This window comes from Pseudomonas sp. N2-3-1-14 (genome assembly GCF_041228395.1).
GTDB lineage: Bacteria > Pseudomonadota > Gammaproteobacteria > Pseudomonadales > Pseudomonadaceae > Aquipseudomonas.
In genome coordinates this window covers 2283798-2303743 of record NZ_CP166199.1, presented here as the reverse complement: position 1 = coordinate 2303743, position 19946 = coordinate 2283798, and the positions used below count along the sequence as shown (strand labels likewise).

Genomic DNA, 19946 nt, shown 5'->3' with positions numbered 1-19946 from the left:
GCCTGCGATGGCAGCAACTGGTTATGCCTGATCTACCGAGGCGTCTGCATCGCAGGCAAGCCAGCGCCCACATTTGGATTTCATGCCATCTGAGGGATGCCGTGTTGCAGGCTGATCCGGTTTCTTCAGCTGGATTCGCCGAGCAGCAACCCCTGCTCCCTTGCGCACAACTCCACCACGTAATCCCACAACACCCGCAGCCGCACTGACTTGTGCAGCTCCCGGCGCGAGCTGATCCAGTAGCTGCGCTGAATGCCCTCCGCCGGCAGCAGCGCCACCAGGTCCGGGTCACCCGCCGCCATAAAGCACGGCAACACAGCGATGCCCAACCCCGAGCGCGCCGCCTGGTGCTGGGCGATCACGCTGGTGCTGTGGAACACCACTTTGGGGTTGCGGCAGAAGCTGCTGAGAAATTTGAGTTCCTGGCTGAACAGCAGGTCATCGACGTAATCGATCCATGCATGCACGGCGAGGTCTTCGCGCTTTTCAATCGGCGGGTTGCGGTCCAGATACGCGCGGCTGGCGTACAGCGCGAGGCGGTAGTCGGTGAGTTTGCGCGTGACAAGCTGGTCGACGCTGGGGCGTTCGAGGTGAATGCTGATTTCCGCTTCCCGGTTGAGAATGCTGACGAAGCGCGGCACGGCCACCAGTTCGACTTCCAAGCCTGGGTAACGGTCAAACAGCCCACCCATGCGGCTGGCAAGAAACATCACGCCCAACCCTTCGGCCACGCCGAGGCGGATCTTGCCCAGGGGCGCAGCGGAATGGGTGAGTTCGTCTTCGGCCAGCAACGCGACGTTTTCCATGGCCTCGGCGTGTTTGAGCAAGGCTTCACCGGACGGCGTCAGCTCGTAGCCCTGCGCGTGCTGCACAAAAAGCGCAGTCCCCAGGCTCTTTTCGATGGCCTCGATATGCCGGGCGACAGTGGCGTGCGTGGTTTTCAGGCGCTGGGCCGCGGTGAGCAAGCGGCCGCTGCGTTGCAATTCGAGAAAAAACCGCAGGTCATTCCAGTCGAACATATCGCCTCCCTTGCGTGGACAGTCAGCAGCTGCGCTCATCGCAGTGGCTATAGGCACTGTTTAAAAACGCACAGCAGCTGGGTAAAAACTAACATTTTTAAGACGAAAACTAACAACTAGGATGGAGCCAATAAGAAAAACAAGCGAGACCTCAGATGCCCATTGCAGCTGCTGAATACGATTACGTGGTAGTAGGCGCCGGCCCCGCAGGCTGCCTGCTGGCCAATCGACTGTCCGCCAACCCCGCCCACCGCGTGCTGCTGCTCGAAGCTGGCGGCCGCGACAATTACCCCTGGATTCATATTCCCGTCGGCTACCTGTTTTGCATCGGTAACCCGCGTACCGACTGGTGCTTCAAGACCGAAGCCCAGGAAGGTCTGCAAGGCCGTGCGTTGAGTTACCCGCGCGGCAAGGTGCTGGGCGGCTGCTCGTCGATCAACGGCATGATCTACATGCGCGGTCAGGCCCAGGACTACGACGGCTGGGCAGCCGAGGGTAACCCGGGCTGGGCCTGGAAAGACGTGCTGCCACTGTTCAAGCAAAGCGAAAACCACTTCGCCGGCGGTTCGGAATTTCACAGCGACGGCGGTGAGTGGCGCGTTGAGCAACAGCGCCTGCACTGGCCGATCCTGGATGCCTTTCGCGATGCTGCGGCGCAAAGCGGCATCGCGCCGATCAGCGATTTCAACCGGGGCGATAACGAGGGCTGCGGCTACTTCCAGGTCAATCAGAAGGCCGGCGTGCGCTGGAATGCGGCCAAGGCGTTTCTCAAGCCGATCCGCCAGCGGCCCAATCTCACCGTGCTGACCGAGGTCGAAGTGGACCGCGTGGTGCTGGAAAACGGCCGTGCCTCCCAGGTGCTCGGGCGTCAGAACGGCCAGCAGATGAGCTGGAAAGCGCGCAAGGAAATCGTGCTGTGCGCCGGTTCCGTGGGCTCGCCGGGCATCCTGCAACGCTCGGGGATCGGCCCTTCCCATGTGCTCAAACCATTGGGCATCGACGTGGTGCATGAGCTGCCCGGCGTGGGCGGCAACCTGCAGGATCACCTGCAACTGCGCCTGATCTACAAGCTGGAAAACGCGCGCACCCTGAACCAGATCGCGGGCACCCTGTTGGGCAAAATGGGCATGGGCCTGCGCTACCTGTATGACCGCAGCGGCCCGCTGTCGATGGCGCCCAGTCAGCTCGGCGCGTTTGCCCGCTCCGGTCCGGAACAGACCTCGGCCAACCTTGAATACCATGTGCAGCCGCTGTCACTGGAGCGTTTTGGCGAACCCTTGCACGCATTCCCGGCGTTTACCGCCTCGGTCTGCGACCTGCGCCCGCAAAGCCGCGGCCGTATCGACATCCGTTCGGCCAACCCGGCAGATGCGCCGTTGATTCGGCCCAACTACCTCAGCCATCCGCAGGATTTGCGCGTGGCCGCCGACGCGATTCGCCTGACCCGCCGCATCGTCGCCGCGCCAGCCTTGAGCCAGTTCAAGCCGGTGGAATACCTGCCGGGCGATGCATTGCAGACCGAAGCGGAACTGCACGAAGCCGCCGCGCGTATCGGCACGACGATTTTCCATCCGGTGGGCACCTGCCGCATGGGCAGCGACAAAGACGCCGTGGTCGATGCCCAACTGCGCGTACATGGCGTGCCGGGTTTGCGCATCGCCGATGCCTCGGTGATGCCACGCATCACGTCGGGTAACACCTGCTCACCTACACTGATGATTGCGGAGAAGGCTGCGCAGTTGATCCTTTCGCCGAACACAAGGAATCTTGCCCCGGAAAGAGAAATGACCACACCCGCGTGACCTGCAGGCGTCCGGCTGGCCGGCGCCTGCACAGAGACAACCGGCGCCGAGGTTGGCGCCGACAGTGGAACAACAATAAATAATCACTGTGAGGGTTACCCGATGTCAGAACATGCTCAACCCCTGGGCTCGGCCGTTCGTGCGAGCACCGGCAGCGAATCAAGAAAAGTCATCTTCGCCTCGTCTCTGGGGACGGTGTTCGAGTGGTATGACTTTTTCCTCTACGGCGCTCTGGCGGCCGTGATCAGCAAACAGTTCTTTGCCGGGGTCAATGACACCACGGCGTTCATCTTTGCCTTGATGGCCTTTGCGGCCGGCTTCGTGGTGCGGCCGTTCGGCGCGCTGGTGTTTGGTCGCCTGGGTGACATGATCGGACGCAAGTACACCTTTCTCGTCACCATCATCCTGATGGGCGTGGCCACGTTTTGTGTCGGGCTGCTGCCGACCTACGCCAGCATCGGCATTGCCGCGCCGGTCATCCTGATCGTGCTGCGCATGTTGCAAGGCCTGGCGTTGGGCGGTGAGTACGGCGGCGCAGCCACCTATGTGGCCGAGCACGCGCCGGCCGGCAAACGCGGCCTGCACACCAGCTGGATTCAATCCACCGCCACCCTCGGCCTGCTGCTGTCGCTGCTGGTGGTGCTGGCTTGCCGTTACTTCACCGGTGACCAGTTTGAAGTGTGGGGCTGGCGGATTCCGTTCCTGTTTTCCATCGTGCTGCTGGGCATTTCCACCTGGATCCGCATGAGCCTGCACGAGTCGCCGGCGTTTCTGAAAATGAAGGAGGAAGGCAAGGCGAGCAAGTCGCCGATCCGCGAGTCGTTCGGCAAATGGGAAAACCTCAAGGTGGTGCTGATCGCGCTGTTCAGCATCAACGGCGGGCAAGCAGTGACGTTCTACGCGGCGCAGTTCTATGTGCTGTTCTTCCTCACCCAATTCCTGAAAATGGACCCGGCGCTGGCCAACATGCTGCTGATTATCAGCGTGGTGATCGGCGCGCCGTTCTTTATTCTGTTTGGCTGGCTGTCGGACAAAATCGGGCGCAAACCGGTGCTGATGCTCGGTCTGCTGCTGGCTACCGCCCTGTACTTCCCGATCTTCAAGGGCCTGGCGCATTACACCAACCCGGCGATGGACCAGGCCAGCCATCAGGCGCCGATTACCGTGCTGGCCGACCCGGCCACGTGCACCTTTCAGTTCGACCCGGTGGGCAAGGCGCGTTTTGACAGCCCGTGCGACAAGGTCAAGACCTTCCTGGTCAAGCAAGGCTTGCCGTACAGCAGTTCTGCGGCCCCGGCCGGCAGCCCGGTGCAGGTAAGCGTGGGTGACGTGCGCATCGACGGTTTCGACGAAGCGGCCCTGCGCGGTGCGGTGACACTCGCCGGCTACCCGTCTTCGGCGGATGTGGCTCAGGTCAACAAGGTCATGGTGGTGGTGCTGATCGTGGTGCTGATCCTGATCGCCGCCATGTGCTACGGCCCATTGGCAGCGTTGATGGTGGAACTGTTCCCGACGCGTATCCGCTACACCTCGATGTCGCTGCCCTATCACATCGGTAACGGCTGGTTTGGCGGCTTCCTGCCGACTGTGTCATTTGCCCTGGTGGTGTACACCGGCGACATTTTCTATGGCCTGTGGTACCCGGTGGTGGTGACTGGCGTGAGTCTGATCGTGGGGTTGTTCTGCCTCAAAGAAACCCGAAATGTGGACATCAATAACAACTGATCTTCAAGACGCCTAAGACCCCTTGTGGGAGCGGGCTTGCCCGCGAAGGCGGTGTGCCAGTCGACACATTCGTTGACTGAGCCACCGCTTTCGCGGGCAAGCCCGCTCCCACTTTCGTGTTGTGGCACTCACACACTTTGCTGTACATCCATACAGATAATAGTTGCTCAAATCCCTCTGACTCAGCATCCTGCAAGGCATCAACCCGATCTGACGTGATGACCATGCGGCTGTACCTCTGTGAAAAACCCTCCCAGGCCAAAGATATCGCGGCCGTGCTCGGCGCCAGCCGGCGCGGCGACGGTTGCTGGCTGGGCAATGGGGTCACAGTCACCTGGTGCATCGGTCACCTGCTGGAAACCGCCCCGCCCGATGCCTACGACGCCAAATACAAGCGCTGGGTGCTGGCCGATCTGCCGATCGTCCCGGAAAAATGGAAGATGCAGGTCAAGCCCAAGACCGCCAGCCAGTACAAGGCGGTCAAGCGTTTACTGGGAGAAGCCCAGGACCTGGTGATCGCCACCGACGCCGACCGTGAGGGCGAGATGATCGCCCGGGAGCTGGTCGAGCATTGCCGTTATCGCGGCCCGATCCAGCGGCTATGGCTGTCGGCGCTGGATGACGCCTCCATTCGCAAAGCCCTGGCCGCGCTCAAGCCGGGCGCCGAAACCTTCAGCCTGTATCACTCGGCGCTGGGTCGCTCGCGCGCCGACTGGCTGATCGGCATGAACATGAGCCGTCTGTTTACCTTGCTCGGGCGCCAATCCGGCTATCAAGGCGTGTTGCCGGTGGGCCGGGTGCAGACACCAACCTTGCGCCTGGTAGTGGACCGCGACCGCAGCATCGCTGACTTTGTGCCGGTGGCTTATTGGGCCATCGATGTCGATCTGCGCCATGAGCGCATGACCTTCACCGCCCAATGGCGCGCCACGGATGATGCGTGTGACGACCAGGGCCGCTGCCTTAACCCACAGTTGGCCCGCGACGCTGCCGATGCCATGCGCAACGCCGCCGCTGCGCGGCTGGTGAAGTTGCGCACCGAGCGCATGCGCGAGGTGGCGCCCCTGCCCTTCGATCTGGGTACCCTGCAGGAAATCTGTTCCAAAAAACTGGGGCTCGGTGCCCAGGAAACCCTGGATATCGCCCAGTCACTCTACGAAACCCACAAGGTCATCACCTACCCACGCAGTGATTGCGGCTACCTGCCGTTGAGCCAGCACGGCGACGCGCCGAAGATTTTAGCTGCGCTGGGGCGTGCGGACCCGGCAGTAAACGAGCTGATGCCGCACATCGATCCCCTGCGCCGCTCGCGGGCCTGGAATGACGCCAAGGTCAGCGCGCACCACGGCATCATTCCCACCGGGGCCGGTAAAGATGTGGGGCAGCTCACTGGTAAATACCGTGCGGTCTACACCCTGATTCGCGCACGTTACCTGGCGCAGTTCCTGCCTAACCATGAATACGATCGCACCCAGGCGGATTTCGACTGCGCAGGCCAAGCGTTGCGCGCAGTCGGCAAGGTTGTCATCGAGCCAGGCTGGAAACGCGCATTGCCCGAAGCACTGGCCCCGGCAAAAGGGCGCGAGGCACCCGCGCCGCAAGCCTTGCCGACGCTGGTGCAGGGCCAGGACTACGCGGTGGCCAAGGTCAATCTCAAAGACCTGTGGACCCAGCCGCCCAAACCCTTCACCGAAGGCGACCTGATCAAGGCGATGAAAAACGTCGCCAAGCTGGTGGAAGACCCGCTGCTCAAGCAAAAACTCAAGGACACCACCGGCATCGGCACCGAGGCCACCCGCGCCGGAATTATCCAGGGGCTGCTGGACCGTGGTTACCTGGTCAAAAACGGTAAGGCACTCTCGGCCACTCCGGCCGCATTCAGCCTGATCGACGCCGTACCGCGAGCCATTGCCGACCCGGGCACCACTGCGATCTGGGAACAGGCGCTGGACATGGTGCAAAGCGGTGAAATGAGCCTGGAAGAATTCGTCGCCAAGCAGGCGGCGTGGATGAGCAAGCAAGTGGCGCGCTGCAATGGTATGCGCATGACCATCACCGGCCCGGCCAGCCCGGCAGGCCGAGGCGCCACGCCATGGAAAAAGAAGCGCAAGACGGCGCCACGCAAGACAACGGTCGGTACCAAGCGGGGGAAAAAGCCGACAAATGCCGGGTGAAAGACGAAAAAATCCAGCGAATGACGTTTTTCGACGGGTTTAACGCCGCTTTGGACCTTGCAGCCCCGTAGCCCGTCTAGGATTCTGTAAGGGACCTGCTGACTTCCTAACAACAACACCGGAGTGGCCGCCATGAAAACCGTCGCACAAGTGCTCAAAGCCAAGGACCAGAAGAACCAGGAGGTCCACACCATCAAGTCGCACCAGACGGTGATGGAGGCATTGATCCAGATGGCTGCCAAAAACGTCGGCGCCTTGCCGGTTGTGGACGAAGGCAAAGTCGTGGGGGTGATCAGTGAACGGGATTACGCGCGTAAGCTGATCCTCAAGGGCCGCTCCTCCGCGACCACTGCCGTGAGTGAAATCATGAGCTCGCCAGTGATTACCGTCGATACTCACCAGAGCGTCGACAAGTGCATGAACATCATGACGGACGGTCACCTGCGCCACCTGCCCGTGGTCGAAGATGGGAAGCTGATCGGCCTGTTGTCCATCGGTGACCTGGTCAAGGAAGCCATTGCCGAGCAGGCTGATCTGATCAAACAACTGGAGCAGTACATCCGCGGCGAATAGGGGACCCCATGCTCGACACGCTGGAACATCAAGAAGACCACCTCGATACCCTGCACCGGGCGATGGCCGAACGGCGCTTTGTGGTGCTGACCGGTGCGGGCATCAGCACGTCGTCGGGCATTCCTGATTATCGCGACAGCGAAGGCGTGCGCCGGGGCAAGGCGCCGATGATGTACCAGGAATTCCTGGCCACGCCGCAAGCGCGGCGCCGCTACTGGGCGCGGGCGATGCTGGGTTGGCCACGGGTGCGGGTCGCGCAGCCGAACAAGGCTCACCTGGCGCTGGCCACGCTGCAAAAACGCGAACGCATCAGCGGGCTGATTACGCAGAACGTCGATACCTTGCATGACCAGGCCGGTAGCCATGATGTGATCGAGCTGCATGGAAGCCTGCATCGAGTGCTGTGCCTGGATTGCCAGCAGCGCAGCGAGCGCGATGTGATCCAGCGGGTGATGGAAGATCAGAACCCCTACCTGGCCGGCATCGATGCCGTGCAAGCGCCCGACGGCGATACGCTGCTCGATCCTGCCTTTGAAGAACGCTTTCAAGTCCCTCACTGCCCGCACTGCAACGGCCAACGGCTGAAGCCCGATGTGGTGTTTTTTGGTGAGAACGTCGCCCAGGCCACGGCGGCCAAAGCAATGGCCGCGGTACAGCAGGCTGAGGGGTTACTGGTGGTGGGCTCTTCGCTGATGGCTTATTCGGCGTTTCGCCTGTGCAAGGCGACGGTGGAGCAAGGCAAGCCGGTGATTGCCATCAACCTGGGCAAGACACGCGGGGATGAGTTGTTGCAGGTGAAGATCGAGGCATCCTGCGAGCGGTTGCTGCCGTTGCTGGTCGAGCGATTGAGCCAGTAGCACCAACAATGCGAACAGGACTGTATGTGGGAGCGGGCTTGCTCGCGAAGACGGTGCGTCAGTCAAAAGCGTTCCGGCTGACCCATCGACTTCGCGAGCAAGCCCGCTCCCACAGGTTTCCATACTGAATTGATGACCTCGCCCCTTCGACCAACCGCACAAAAAATGACGCCCAAGTCACGTTTTTCCGCATTCCCCCGTCCCTACAATGATTTATGTAGTGCTCGAAAAAAATCACTACATAACCGTTGACGTAACCTTTTTACCCTTGCATTATCGAGACGTCTCCCGGATCGGGAGCGTTGGTAACACGTGTTTTGAACAAGCTCGTCTGACCGCCGAGCTGTTTTTTCCGGATGTGCACTGCCCACAAGGCAGATTGATGAAGCTGACCGGCCCGCAAGGATCGGTACAAGAAGCTAAAACGCTGCTTGTCTTCGCGATGAAACCATTGCGTAGCCGCTCATCAGCAAAACTACATGCATCAGGTTCAAGACCCTGCCCGTATTCGGCAGACAGTCACTGACGCCCGGCTTTCTGAGCCGGAGACAACTAAGCAGTTTTAACGGAATCAACTGATAGATCGCCAACTGGTCAAGGGGCTTACATTATGAATCTGAACAACCAACCAACTATCGATGAATTGGCTGAGATGTTCGCAGCGCAGAAAGACACACTCGACGACCATATCCTGTGGGTCGAAAAATCGGGTCAAGTCCATATCGACTGCGTGGCGCCCCACACCCTTGAGGAAGAGTTCGATAAAAATAACCGTAACCTGGCGGCGCGCCTGAAAATGTACCGCCGCGGCCAGGGTTATGTCGGCAAGAAGGCGGCTGCGGATCAAAACTTTATCGAACAGGTATTCGACACACTTAACACTGCCTGGGCATCTTTCAAAGACAGCTCGAACGTTAAAGTAATCGACCGCTACTACTAAGTAATACTCGACCACTGTGGGCGCTGGCCCGTCGGCAATAGCGGTTTAATATTCAACGTTAATGTTGAGTTTTAAATAGCCATCGCCGACGAGCCAGCGCCCACATTTGTTTTGCGTCGTAATCAAAACGATGGGAATCGGCCTTTAGCGGCTTCATCGCGAAAGATATCGAACAAGACCTGCGCAGCTGCCGACAATTCATGGCCCGGCTTGGTCAACACACCAATCGGTCGCTCGATCACCGGATCGCTCAACGTGATGCAATGGGCGCCCGCCTCTTCCATCTGTTTCGCGCACAAGGCCGGTACGGCGCTGACGCCAAGGCCATTGGCGACCATCTTGCCCACCGTCGCCAATTGATGGCTCTCCAGCGCCACCGGCAATTTCATTTGCAACGCGCCCAGGTGCTCCTCGAGCATCACCCGTACCGTGGAAGGCCGCTGCAGGGTAATGAACGGTTGCTCCAGCAAGGTTTGCCAATCGATTTCGCTTCGCTGGGCCAACGGTGAATCTCCGGGCACTACCGCAATAAACCGGTCCAGGTACAACGGGGTGAACGCCAGTGACGAACCCTCGGACGGCTCGAACGCCACGCCCAATTCCACCTGACGGTCACGTACCATCTCGAGCACCTGCTCGTTGATCAGGTCATGCACCGTCACGTTCACCTGCGGGTAACGAGCACGGAATATCTTCAGGATCGGTGGCAGCAAGTTGCCCGCAAACGACGGCATCGCCGCCACGGTGACCCGGCCACGCTGGAGGGTGAAACGCTGGCGCAGCTCGTCCTCGGCGTTGTCCCAATCGGCGATCAAGCGACGCGCCAGAGGTAGCAACGACTCACCCTCAGGCGTCAGCGCAACATTGCGCGTATTGCGGCTGAACAAGCGCCCACCTAAACCCTCCTCCAGCCCTTTGATGGTCAGGCTCAGTGCCGATTGAGAGAGGTGCAGGCGCTCGCAAGCAGCGGCGAAACTCAGGCTCTGGGCCACGGCGAGAAAGGCACGCATCTGTTTAACGGTCATAGGAAGCTCCACGCTGCCAGTCAAATGCTGCAAGTGAGGTTGCCGCATGTCTATGCTTTAAGTATGCGGCATAACGCCGATTATGCTGTTTTTCAAACCAATCAACCTTAAAAAACAACTTAACAAATCAATCCGTCGGCGCAACACTCGTGTCATTGGCTGGCCCACACACAATAAAAGAGGTGCATATGGCAGGTTTCGATAAACGCGTGGCGTCCTATGAAGAAGCACTGGCAGGCCTGGAAGACGGCATGACCGTGCTCTCCGGTGGTTTTGGTCTGTGCGGCATTCCGGAAAACCTCATCGCCGAGATCAAGCGCAAAGGCACCCGCGACTTGACGGTGGTCTCCAATAACTGCGGCGTCGATGGTTTTGGCCTCGGCGTGCTGCTGGAGCAAAAGCAGATCAGCAAAGTGATCGCGTCCTACGTCGGTGAAAACGCCCTGTTCGAGAAGCAACTGCTCAGCGGCGAAATCGAAGTGGTATTGACGCCCCAAGGCACCCTGGCAGAAAAAATGCGCGCAGGCGGTGCCGGCATCCCGGCCTTCTTCACCGCCACCGGCGTCGGCACCCCCGTCGCCGAAGGCAAGGAAACCCGCGAATTCAATGGCCGCCCCTACCTGATGGAAGAGTCCATCACCGGTGACTTCGCCATCGTCAAAGGCTGGAAAGCCGACCATTTCGGCAACGTCATCTACCGCCACACCGCCCAGAACTTCAACCCGCTGGCCGCCACCGCCGGCAAGATCACCGTGGTCGAAGTTGAAGAAATCGTCGAACCGGGCGAGCTGGACCCGGCGCAGATCCACACCCCAGGCATCTACGTCGACCGGATCATCTGCGGCACCTTCGAGAAACGCATCGAACAGCGCACTGTCCGCAAATAATCCGCCAGCCCAAATAATAAGGAGACAAACAATGGCTCTTACCCGCGAACAAATGGCTCAACGCGTCGCACGCGAAATGCAGGACGGTTTCTACGTCAACCTCGGCATCGGTATTCCGACCCTGGTGGCCAACTACATTCCCGAAGGCATGGAAGTGATGCTGCAATCGGAAAACGGCCTGCTCGGCATGGGCCCTTTTCCGACCGAAGAAACCATCGATGCCGACATGATCAACGCCGGCAAGCAGACCGTGACGGCACGCATCGGCGCCTCGATCTTCTCCTCTGCCGAGTCCTTCGCGATGATTCGCGGCGGCCACGTCGACCTTACCGTGCTTGGTGCGTTTGAAGTGGACGTCCAAGGCAACATCGCCTCGTGGATGATTCCCGGCAAATTGGTCAAAGGCATGGGCGGCGCCATGGACCTGGTGGCCGGTGCAGAAAACATCATCGTGATCATGACCCACGCGTCCAAGGACGGTGAGTCCAAGTTGCTCAGCCAGTGCAGCCTGCCGCTGACCGGCGCCAAGTGCATCAAGCGTGTATTGACGGACCTGGCTTACCTCGAGATCGAAAATGGCGCTTTTGTCCTCAAGGAACGCGCACCTGGCGTCAGCGTTGAAGAGATTGTGAGCAAGACCGCCGGTAAACTGATCGTCCCGGACCACGTTCCAGAAATGCACTTCCAGTGAGGACAGATTCCATGCAAGACGTAGTGATTGTTGCTGCCACCCGCACCGCCGTGGGCAGCTTTCAAGGTTCGCTGGCCAGTATCCCGGCACCGGAACTGGGCGCGGCCGTGATCCGTCGCCTGCTGGAGCAGACCGGCCTGGACCCGGCGCAAGTGGATGAAGTCATCCTCGGCCAGGTACTCACCGCCGGCAGCGGTCAGAACCCGGCGCGTCAGGCGTCGATCCTCGCCGGGCTGCCCCACGCAGTACCAGCGCTGACCCTGAACAAGGTCTGCGGCTCGGGCCTCAAGGCCCTGCACCTGGGCGCCCAGGCGATTCGTTGCGGCGACGCCGAGGTCATCATTGCCGGCGGCATGGAGAACATGAGCCTGGCGCCGTACGTATTGCCTGCTGCGCGCACCGGTTTGCGCATGGGTCACGCCAAGATGATCGACAGCATGATCACCGACGGCCTGTGGGATGCGTTCAACGACTACCACATGGGCATCACCGCCGAGAACCTGGTGGACAAGTACGGCATCAGCCGTGAAGCCCAGGACGCGTTCGCCGCCGCTTCCCAGCAGAAAGCCGCTGCGGCTATTGAAGCCGGTCGGTTTGTGGATGAGATCACCCCGGTCCTGATCCCCCAGCGCAAAGGCGACCCAGTGGCCTTCGCCGTGGATGAACAACCGCGCCCCGGTACCACCGCCGAATCCCTGGCCAAACTCAAACCTGCATTCAAGAAAGACGGCAGCGTCACTGCCGGCAACGCGTCCAGCCTCAACGACGGCGCCGCTGCAGTGTTGTTGATGAGTGCAGATAAGGCCAAAGCCCTCGGCCTGCCTGTGTTGGCGCGTATCGCCAGCTACGCCAACGCCGGCGTCGATCCAGCCATCATGGGCATCGGCCCGGTGTCAGCCACTCGCCGCTGCCTGGACAAAGCCGGCTGGAGCCTGGGCGACCTTGACCTGATCGAAGCCAACGAAGCTTTCGCCGCGCAATCTTTGGCGGTGGGCAAAGAGCTGGAGTGGGACGCCGAGAAGGTCAACGTCAATGGCGGTGCCATCGCCATCGGCCATCCGATCGGTGCCTCGGGTTGCCGCGTGCTGGTGACCTTGCTGCATGAAATGATCAAGCGCGACGCCAAGAAAGGCCTGGCGACGCTGTGCATCGGTGGCGGCCAGGGCGTAGCCCTCGCCCTCGAGCGCAACTGATTCAAAGAGCAACATGAGAAAAGGCCCGTTGTGGCGAGCGGGCTTGCCCCGCGTTGGGCTGCGAAGCGGCCCCAGAACCAGGCACCGAGTGATGACTGACATACCGCGTTCTGCTTGACTGGGGGCTGCTTCGCAGCCCAACGCGGGGCCAGCCCGCTCGCCACAGAAAGCCCGCTCGCCACAACAAGCCGCTCGCCACGACACGCCCGCCAGCGACAATAATCAGCGCTTCATGCAGCGCTGATACCGGTCATCCACGCGCTTGGCGAACCACGCGGTGGTCAGGTTGCGGGTGATCTTCGGGCTTTTCAGCACGATGCCCGGCAGTATCGCCCGTGGCATTGGCTTGCCGGCCGCTTTATCAGCCAGCGCGAATACGCGTTTGTAGAGGGTGGTCTCCTCAAAGTCCAATTGCTCACCCTTCTCCAACTGGCTACGGATGGTCGGATTGCGCATGTCCAACTTGGCCCCCAGGGAGCGCACCGCCAACTCAGTGGTGCCCGGCAACAATGAGCCATAGCGAATCAAGTCGCCATCCAACGCCAGCTCGGTGCCAGTAATGCGACTGACGGCAGCCTGGAACGCAGCGTTGCGGCTGGCGTACCAACCGGCGTTGAAGTCAGCAAAGCGGTACAGCGGCTGGTCATAACTGACCGGGTAGCCCAGCAAGTGGGCGATGCCGAAATACATGCCGCCGCGCCGCGTGAAGACTTCACGGCGAATCGTGCCGTCCACTGTGTAGGGATAACCCCGGGCCTGTTTCTGTGCAAAGTCGATGCTGACTTGCATCGGGCCTGCGGTATGCACCGGGTTGAAACCGCCAAATAAGGTATTACCCAGAGGCACCACGCTGATGAAATCGTCAAAGATTCCACTCAGGTCCTTCTCCGTGCGTGCAGCACTCAAACGCTCGGCGTAGGACTTGCCGGTAGGCGAGCGCAATTGCAGTGCGCTGCGCACCACAAAGGCCGGCACATGGACCTTGCCGGCACGGCGCAGGATTTCATCCTGGGCGATCTTGCCCATGTTTGGCACCGGCGGGTCGACCTGATAGGTGGACTCTTGCTCGGTGACTGCCAGCACGGCACAGATATTTTCGGTGCTGGGGTAGATTTTCTGAGTGTCGAAGGCGGTGTAGATGTCTTGCGCCCAGCCACCACGGTCCGGCACCGTCGCCGGCAGCAGGCGCACGATCTGCGCTTTCACCTCGGCCTCGCTACGCTCCGGCTGTTGCGGACTGCGTGAAGTGGAGCAACCGGCCAGCACCAGCAACGTGGTGAGGCACAGGATCAGGCGGCTTGAATACATGGGGCTTCCTTGAGTAACGACGGGCCGGGCATTGCGGATATCGACAGGTAAGTCTAACCGGGGTTCGCCGACCTGCCGTACTCGCCAATCACAAACTAACGTGACAGGATCTGTCATCGACCATTCCTACAAGGAGTTTGAATGCCATGCTCAGTGTGAACTTCCTCGTCACCTGCCTGATCGTCGTGCTGATCCCCGGCACCGGTGTGATCTTTACCGTCTCCACCGGCCTCACCGCCGGCAAGCGCGCCAGCGTATTTGCTGCGCTGGGTTGTACCGCAGGTATCCTGCCCCACTTGCTGGCATCGGTGCTCGGCCTCTCCGCCCTGCTGCACACCAGCGCGTTGGCGTTCGAAGTGCTCAGGTATGCGGGCGTTGCCTACTTGCTCTACCTAGCCTACGCCACCTGGCGTGATCGCTCGGCCTTCGCGATGAATGACGCACCGACTGCAACCACAGCGCGCAGCCTGATGATCCGTGGTTTCCTGTTGAACATCCTCAACCCCAAACTGACGATTTTCTTCCTGGCCTTTCTGCCCCAGTTCGTTACCCCAGGCAACATCTCGCCCGCCGTGCAAATGCTGGTACTGAGCGCGGTATTCATGGCGATGACGTTTGCGGTTTTCGTCATCTATGGCTTGTTGGCCAATGGCTTTCGCCGCGCCGTGATCGAATCGCCGCGCGTGCAGAACTGGCTGCGCCGAAGTTTTGCGGCAGCCTTTGCAGGATTGGGCTTGAACCTGGCATTTGCGCAGCGCTGACAAGGACTACCGAAACATCCCACGCAACACCCGGATAAGCTCTACAGATACCACCTAAAAACCTCGGCAAAGTCCTTCGCCTGATCACACAGCGCGAGGGATTGCAGATGGTTTTTTGTGTTGGAACACGTATTGACGGGGCTGTCGCTTGAACCCGGCTATTGGCCGGCTGGCCCTGAGGCCCATGGACGTCAAAGCGCCGGATGTTGAAGGCGTCTTACGTGATTTCCGGGGCTGCCTGAACACCTTTGACGACTGGGCTTTAAGCTTCTGGAGCTTTTCGGCGCTGGATGTCGAGCAGGTGTTCAAGGTTGGCGATGAAGTGACGCTGGTCGCGCCCATAGCCCCCTCCATTTTTCCCAGCAGCACCGTCGCCACCTGCCAGGCCAACGGCACGTTGACCCTGGTGCACATGTTCCAAAGCACGCAGTTTGTGCCCATCGGCGATACGCCGGTGATACTGCAACGCGTCAACCCCAACGGTGGCCCGCTGGGCGAGCCGATCCACAAAACCATCGGCCCCAGCGGCATTCTTGAAATCACCGAGTGTGATCGCAACCAGCAGTACCGAATCAGTTTTTATCCCAACGTTTCCAAGGATCACGTCAAGGCGCTGTATGCGTCTTATCAGTCGGTGATCGCGGAACTGGAAGCGCGCCTGCGCGACGAATGGAACAGCACGCTTGAGGCACGTTGGAAAGACTTTACGGACGCTATCGCGCAAGACCAGCGCAGGATGGTGGAAACGGCGTTTCTAAGTGGCATGGGCAAAGCGCTTTACAGCCTGTGGGACAACATAACTCAACTGGTTGATTTACTGGCGGACATCAAGCCCAGCAGCGAGAAGTTGCTGCAATACATCTCCCAAACTGAACTTGATGAACTGCTGAAGCTCGGCAACGACGCAATCGCCGACGGCCTGCTGGTGCTCAGCGATGAGCCATTGTTGTTCATTTACGTGTCGGCAATGGTCAGCTGGATGCGCATGCTGCCGCCGAAAGAAATGCATGAATTGATGGGGGAAATCACTGGCGAGGTGTTGATCAACCTGCTGCTGATTTGGGCGACAGCAGGCGTGGGTGTGGCGGTGCGCCTGGGTACGAAGGTGCTGGGGCATATCAAGTCTGAGCGGACGTCGGAGTTGTTGGAGTTGCTGGCTAAAAAGCTGGTGATGCCCCGGTTGGAGCCGCATGCCAAGGTGGTTAAGCCGTTGCTGGGACGGAGTGCCGCAACCCCAATCAAGACGGTGCCGGTTGCACCGTTGAAGGCTGGGGATCAGTTGGTTTCCAACCCAGTGCCGGCGGTTCGTACCAAGAAACAGCAGACCGCGTTGGTGCGCCAGGAACACGTCGATGATGTGCCTGTTGCTGCGAAGAATCCCCAGGGAGATGCGGCGGCGCCTGCCGACAAAACCGCCACCAATGGCTGCCCGGTGTCGATGGTCACCGGCGAAGAATTGCTGACCCTTACCGATGGCGCGCTGGACGGGATTTTGCCGTTTGAGTGGACGCGGTTGTATCGCACCAGTGCGGTGGAAGTGGATTGCGGGTTGGGGTTTGGCTGGAGTCATGCGCTGGCGCAAAGGCTGGTGGTGACGGGTGATTCGGTGGTTTGGACGGATCATGAGAATCGGTCGACTGCCCTGCCCTTGCCTACCGCCGCTCGATCGGCAATCACCAACAGCTTGGCCGAAGCGGCGATCTATTTGGGTGCCCTGCCCGATGAGTTGGTGCTGGCTCAGGCATCACGCTTTTATCACTTTCGCGATGGTGTACTGACGGCGATCAGTGATGCGTATGACAACCGGCTGCTGATTTCTCGTGATCGCGTGGGGCGCATTGAGCGGCTGGATAACGGCGCGGGTCGGTCGCTGTTTTTGCGCTACGAACTCGGGCGCATTGTGGCCGTGGACTATCAGGTTCATCGCGCCAAAGGCCGTGACCCGTATGTGTGGGTGACGGAGCAGAACGTCGTTTCCTACGCCTATGACGACGCTGGGCGACTGGTTTCCGCGACCAATGCTGTAGGTGAAAGTGAGGTTTATCGGTACGACGATCAGCACGTCATTCTTGAGCGGCAGCTGGCCGGTGGCGCGAGTTTCTTGTGGGCGTGGGAACGGTCTGGCAAGGCGGCGCGCTGTGTTCGGCATTGGGCCAGCTTTTCGCAGATGGACACGCGCTATGTCTGGGATGACAACGGCAGGGTTACGGTTCACAACGCTGATGGCAGTCAGGAAGTGTATGTCCACGACCAGCGCGCGCGGCTGGTGCAGCGCATTGATCCGGACGGTGCGGAGCATTTCAAATCCTACGACGACAAGGGTCGGCTGACGGTTGAGCAGGACCCGCTGGGGGCGGTGACGGCGTATCAGTATGACGACGCCGGACGTTTGGTGGCGTTGTTTCCGGGGGAGGATGAACCGACATCCTACGAGCATGACAACGGGTTCGTACGGGTTGTACGGCGGGGTGGAGCGGTTTGGAAGTATGAGCGTAATGACCAAGGCGATGTTACGCGTCAGACAGATCCTGACGGCCACATTACGGACTATACCTACGACAAATACGGGCAGCTGATTGGGGTTTGGTATCCGGATAACGGGTGTCATCGGCTGGTTTGGAATGAGCGTGGGCAGCTTGTTGAGGAACAGCTGCCAAATGGTGGGGTTAAGCGTTATCGCTATGACGATCTAGGGCGGCAAGTTGCGCGCGAGGATGAGCATGGCGCGCTGACGCAGTATCAATGGGACGGGGTGGGCCGATTGGTTCGTGTCGTACTTCCAGGCGGTGCAGCGCGAGAATACAGCTACAACCCCTACGGAAAAATCACCTCCGAACGTGACGAATTGGGGCATGTCACCCGCTACGAATATGCCGACGGTTTGCACCTGGTCAGCCGCCGCCTCAATGCCGATGGCTCCCAGGTTAAATACCGCTACGACAACGCCCGGCTGCTGCTGACCGAGATCGAAAACGAAGTCGGCGAGACCTACCGACTTGATTACCACCCCAACGGGCTGATCCAGCAGGAAATTGGTTTCGACGGTCAGCGCACGGCGTACGTGTATGACCTCAACGGCAACCTGCTGGAAAAGACCGAACACGGCGACGATGGCAGTCAGTTAGTCACCCGCTATGAGCGAGATCCTTCCGGCCGCCTCGTACGAAAAACCCTCCCAGACAGTGGAGTGATCGATTACGCCTACGACCGCCAAGGCAACCTCCTCAGCGTCGACGACGGCCACTGGGCGCTAGCCTACGAATACGACAGCCAAAACCGCCTCACCGCCGACCACCAGGGCTGGGGCACCTTACGCTACGGCTACGACGCCTGCAGCCAACTGAAAACCCTGCGCCTGCCGGACAACAACCGCCTCACCTTCAACCACGACAAAGGCGGCCACCTCGCCACCGTCGAGCTGAACGGCAAAACCCTCACCTCTCACCTGTTCAACAACGGAAAAGAACGCCAGCGCCAACAAGGCCAACTGCTCAGCCATTTCGACTATGACGACCAAAACCGTCTACACGCCCACGCGGTGAGTCAAGAGGAACACAAGCTCTACCGCCGCCACTACGACTACGACAAATCCGGCAACCTGACCCGCCTGCTAGATACGCGCAAAGGCGATCACCACTACCACTACGACCCCCTCGCCCGTCTGACCCGGGCCGATCACTCGCAAGACGTGCAAGAGCGCTTTGGCCACGACCCGGCGGGCAACCTGCTGATGCAGGACCGCCCCGGTCCGGACATCGTGGCGGGGAATCGGTTGGTGATGCAGGGCGATCATCATTACGACTATGACGCGTTCGGCAATCTGATCCGACAAAGGCGCGGTAAGGGTCAGCAACTCGTTACCGAGTACCGCTACGACTGCCAGCATCGGTTGATTGGTATCACTCAACCCAATGGCCAAACCGCGAGCTACTGCTACGACCCGTTTGGTCGGCGCATCAGCAAAACCGTCGACGACCTAACCACGGAGTTTTTCTGGCAAGGCGACAAGCTGGTTGCGGAACATTACGCGGATCGTCATCGCAGTTACCTCTACGAGCCGGACAGCTTTCGGCCGTTAGCATTGCTGGAAGGCTTCGGCCCAAAAGATACCCAGCCTTACCACTACCAACTTGACCACCTCGGCACCCCGCAGGAACTCACCGCCCCCGACGGAGAAATCGTCTGGTCCGCGCACTACCGCGCCTATGGCCAGATCAGCCGCCTAGACATCAACAAAATCGACAACCCGCTACGTTTCCAGGGTCAATACTTCGACCCGGAAAGCGGACTGCACTACAACCGCCATCGCTACTACAATCCAGATATTGGTCGTTACCTGACGCCCGACCCGGTGAAGCTGGCGGGTGGGATCAACGCGTACCGGTACGCGCCGAACCCTACGGGGTGGGTCGATCCACTGGGATTGAATACATGCCCCGGCGGGGATGGCTGCGCGCCAAGTATTATCGACAAAAAGCCGCCGGTAGGCGTTAACCACGCAGAGCCAGCAACACCACAAATGTCGCGTGCAGAGCGACAGGCGAGGATTGATGAACTTACAGAGGCAAACGCGTACAGGCGATTGGATGAGCTAGAGAAATTGACACCAGGCGCGCATTTCTTGGAAAAACACGGCGCCCAGACAACACTCGAATCTCAACTGGAAAGACTCCAAACAGCAAGAAACCCGACAACAGGAATTATCGAAGTCTATACATCAGGTCCGAATATAGGTCAGCCTAAATATCCACCTGCCGCGACTCGATATCTCAGTCATAAGGATCAATTGAACGCTATATTTAGAGCACAGCTCATTTTCAGAAGAAACGGTCATGCCGCATCATTGAGACCCATGAACATGGGGAGGGTAATTGGCGATGGATATTCCGCCGATGGCATGCAGTATGGCCAAAAGCGCAACGCCCGAGTAATACTCAACAGCCAAGGCAACCCTAAAACAGCATATACGGAGTGAGAAAACCATGAAAAGT

14 protein-coding genes are annotated in these 19946 nt (G+C 59.7%); 11 read left to right on the top strand and 3 right to left on the bottom strand.

The genetic code is table 11. The features are described 5' to 3' along the window. Window positions 1-125: 125 nt before the first annotated feature. Window positions 126-1019: a LysR family transcriptional regulator gene (locus AB5I78_RS10765; protein WP_145163415.1), complete on the bottom strand. Its 894-nt coding sequence runs from the start codon at window positions 1017-1019 to the stop codon at window positions 126-128. A gap of 155 nt (window positions 1020-1174) precedes the next feature. Between AB5I78_RS10765 and AB5I78_RS10760 the strand changes: the two genes are divergently transcribed. From AB5I78_RS10760 to AB5I78_RS10735, 6 genes are all read left to right on the top strand, one after another. Then, on the top strand, window positions 1175-2821 hold the full coding sequence (locus AB5I78_RS10760) for a GMC family oxidoreductase (protein WP_369302726.1): 1647 nt from the start codon (window positions 1175-1177) through the stop codon (window positions 2819-2821). 102 nt (window positions 2822-2923) lie between these two features. After that, on the top strand, window positions 2924-4546 hold the full coding sequence (locus tag AB5I78_RS10755; RefSeq protein WP_369302727.1) for an MFS transporter: 1623 nt from the start codon (window positions 2924-2926) through the stop codon (window positions 4544-4546). Between the two features lie 224 nt (window positions 4547-4770). Next, a complete protein-coding gene (locus AB5I78_RS10750; protein WP_369302728.1) occupies window positions 4771-6720 on the top strand; it encodes a DNA topoisomerase III in 1950 nt (649 codons plus the stop codon). A gap of 132 nt (window positions 6721-6852) precedes the next feature. Further along, window positions 6853-7293 (top strand): CBS domain-containing protein, encoded by a 441-nt coding sequence (locus AB5I78_RS10745; protein WP_145163407.1) that lies wholly within the window; start codon window positions 6853-6855, stop codon window positions 7291-7293. 8 nt (window positions 7294-7301) lie between these two features. Beyond that, window positions 7302-8150, top strand: a complete 849-nt coding sequence (locus tag AB5I78_RS10740) for an NAD-dependent protein deacetylase (protein ID WP_369302729.1) — start codon at window positions 7302-7304, stop codon at window positions 8148-8150. 610 nt (window positions 8151-8760) lie between these two features. After that, on the top strand, window positions 8761-9090 hold the full coding sequence (locus AB5I78_RS10735) for a hypothetical protein (RefSeq protein ID WP_242200819.1): 330 nt from the start codon (window positions 8761-8763) through the stop codon (window positions 9088-9090). A gap of 122 nt (window positions 9091-9212) precedes the next feature. On the opposite strand, the gene AB5I78_RS10730 is transcribed toward AB5I78_RS10735, so the two are convergent. Then, window positions 9213-10115, bottom strand: a complete 903-nt coding sequence (locus tag AB5I78_RS10730) for a LysR family transcriptional regulator (protein WP_145163403.1) — start codon at window positions 10113-10115, stop codon at window positions 9213-9215. A 188-nt stretch (window positions 10116-10303) separates the two neighbouring features. On the opposite strand from AB5I78_RS10730, the gene AB5I78_RS10725 reads away from it, so the two are divergent. Genes AB5I78_RS10725 through AB5I78_RS10715 form a run of 3 tightly spaced genes read left to right on the top strand, consistent with a single transcriptional unit; the run spans window position 10304 to window position 12886 of the window. Beyond that, complete coding sequence (locus AB5I78_RS10725) at window positions 10304-11002, top strand: CoA transferase subunit A (RefSeq protein ID WP_058425579.1); 699 nt, start codon at window positions 10304-10306, stop codon at window positions 11000-11002. Between the two features lie 31 nt (window positions 11003-11033). Beyond that, window positions 11034-11693, top strand: coding sequence for a CoA transferase subunit B (locus tag AB5I78_RS10720; RefSeq protein WP_017135011.1), 660 nt, complete (start codon window positions 11034-11036; stop codon window positions 11691-11693). A gap of 11 nt (window positions 11694-11704) precedes the next feature. Continuing rightward, entirely contained in the window at window positions 11705-12886 is a 1182-nt protein-coding gene (locus AB5I78_RS10715) for an acetyl-CoA C-acetyltransferase (protein WP_369302733.1), read from the top strand. A 222-nt stretch (window positions 12887-13108) separates the two neighbouring features. Here AB5I78_RS10715 and AB5I78_RS10710 read toward each other — a convergent pair whose 3' ends face one another. Next, the gene (locus tag AB5I78_RS10710) at window positions 13109-14194 is read right to left on the bottom strand and encodes a DUF1615 domain-containing protein (RefSeq protein WP_369302734.1); all 1086 of its coding nucleotides are present in this window, start codon (window positions 14192-14194) and stop codon (window positions 13109-13111) included. Window positions 14195-14340: 146 nt separating this feature from the next. Here AB5I78_RS10710 and AB5I78_RS10705 point away from each other — a divergent pair, with 146 nt between their 5' ends. Beyond that, window positions 14341-14955, top strand: a complete 615-nt coding sequence (locus AB5I78_RS10705) for a LysE family translocator (RefSeq protein ID WP_262206243.1) — start codon at window positions 14341-14343, stop codon at window positions 14953-14955. Window positions 14956-15139: 184 nt separating this feature from the next. Beyond that, window positions 15140-19930, top strand: coding sequence for an RHS repeat-associated core domain-containing protein (locus AB5I78_RS10700; protein WP_370004477.1), 4791 nt, complete (start codon window positions 15140-15142; stop codon window positions 19928-19930). Window positions 19931-19946: the final 16 nt, after the last annotated feature.

Bases quoted from the DNA above. Each gene is read 5' to 3' on its own strand.
- AB5I78_RS10765 (WP_145163415.1), bottom strand. From the start codon at position 1,019: ATGTTCGACTGGAATGACCTGCGGTTTTTTCTCGAATTGCAACGCAGC.
- AB5I78_RS10760 (WP_369302726.1), top strand. From the start codon at position 1,175: ATGCCCATTGCAGCTGCTGAATACGATTACGTGGTAGTAGGCGCCGGC.
- AB5I78_RS10755 (WP_369302727.1), top strand. From the start codon at position 2,924: ATGTCAGAACATGCTCAACCCCTGGGCTCGGCCGTTCGTGCGAGCACC.
- AB5I78_RS10750 (WP_369302728.1), top strand. From the start codon at position 4,771: ATGCGGCTGTACCTCTGTGAAAAACCCTCCCAGGCCAAAGATATCGCG.
- AB5I78_RS10745 (WP_145163407.1), top strand. From the start codon at position 6,853: ATGAAAACCGTCGCACAAGTGCTCAAAGCCAAGGACCAGAAGAACCAG.
- AB5I78_RS10740 (WP_369302729.1), top strand. From the start codon at position 7,302: ATGCTCGACACGCTGGAACATCAAGAAGACCACCTCGATACCCTGCAC.
- AB5I78_RS10735 (WP_242200819.1), top strand. From the start codon at position 8,761: ATGAATCTGAACAACCAACCAACTATCGATGAATTGGCTGAGATGTTC.
- AB5I78_RS10730 (WP_145163403.1), bottom strand. From the start codon at position 10,115: ATGACCGTTAAACAGATGCGTGCCTTTCTCGCCGTGGCCCAGAGCCTG.
- AB5I78_RS10725 (WP_058425579.1), top strand. From the start codon at position 10,304: ATGGCAGGTTTCGATAAACGCGTGGCGTCCTATGAAGAAGCACTGGCA.
- AB5I78_RS10720 (WP_017135011.1), top strand. From the start codon at position 11,034: ATGGCTCTTACCCGCGAACAAATGGCTCAACGCGTCGCACGCGAAATG.
- AB5I78_RS10715 (WP_369302733.1), top strand. From the start codon at position 11,705: ATGCAAGACGTAGTGATTGTTGCTGCCACCCGCACCGCCGTGGGCAGC.
- AB5I78_RS10710 (WP_369302734.1), bottom strand. From the start codon at position 14,194: ATGTATTCAAGCCGCCTGATCCTGTGCCTCACCACGTTGCTGGTGCTG.
- AB5I78_RS10705 (WP_262206243.1), top strand. From the start codon at position 14,341: ATGCTCAGTGTGAACTTCCTCGTCACCTGCCTGATCGTCGTGCTGATC.
- AB5I78_RS10700 (WP_370004477.1), top strand. From the start codon at position 15,140: ATGGACGTCAAAGCGCCGGATGTTGAAGGCGTCTTACGTGATTTCCGG.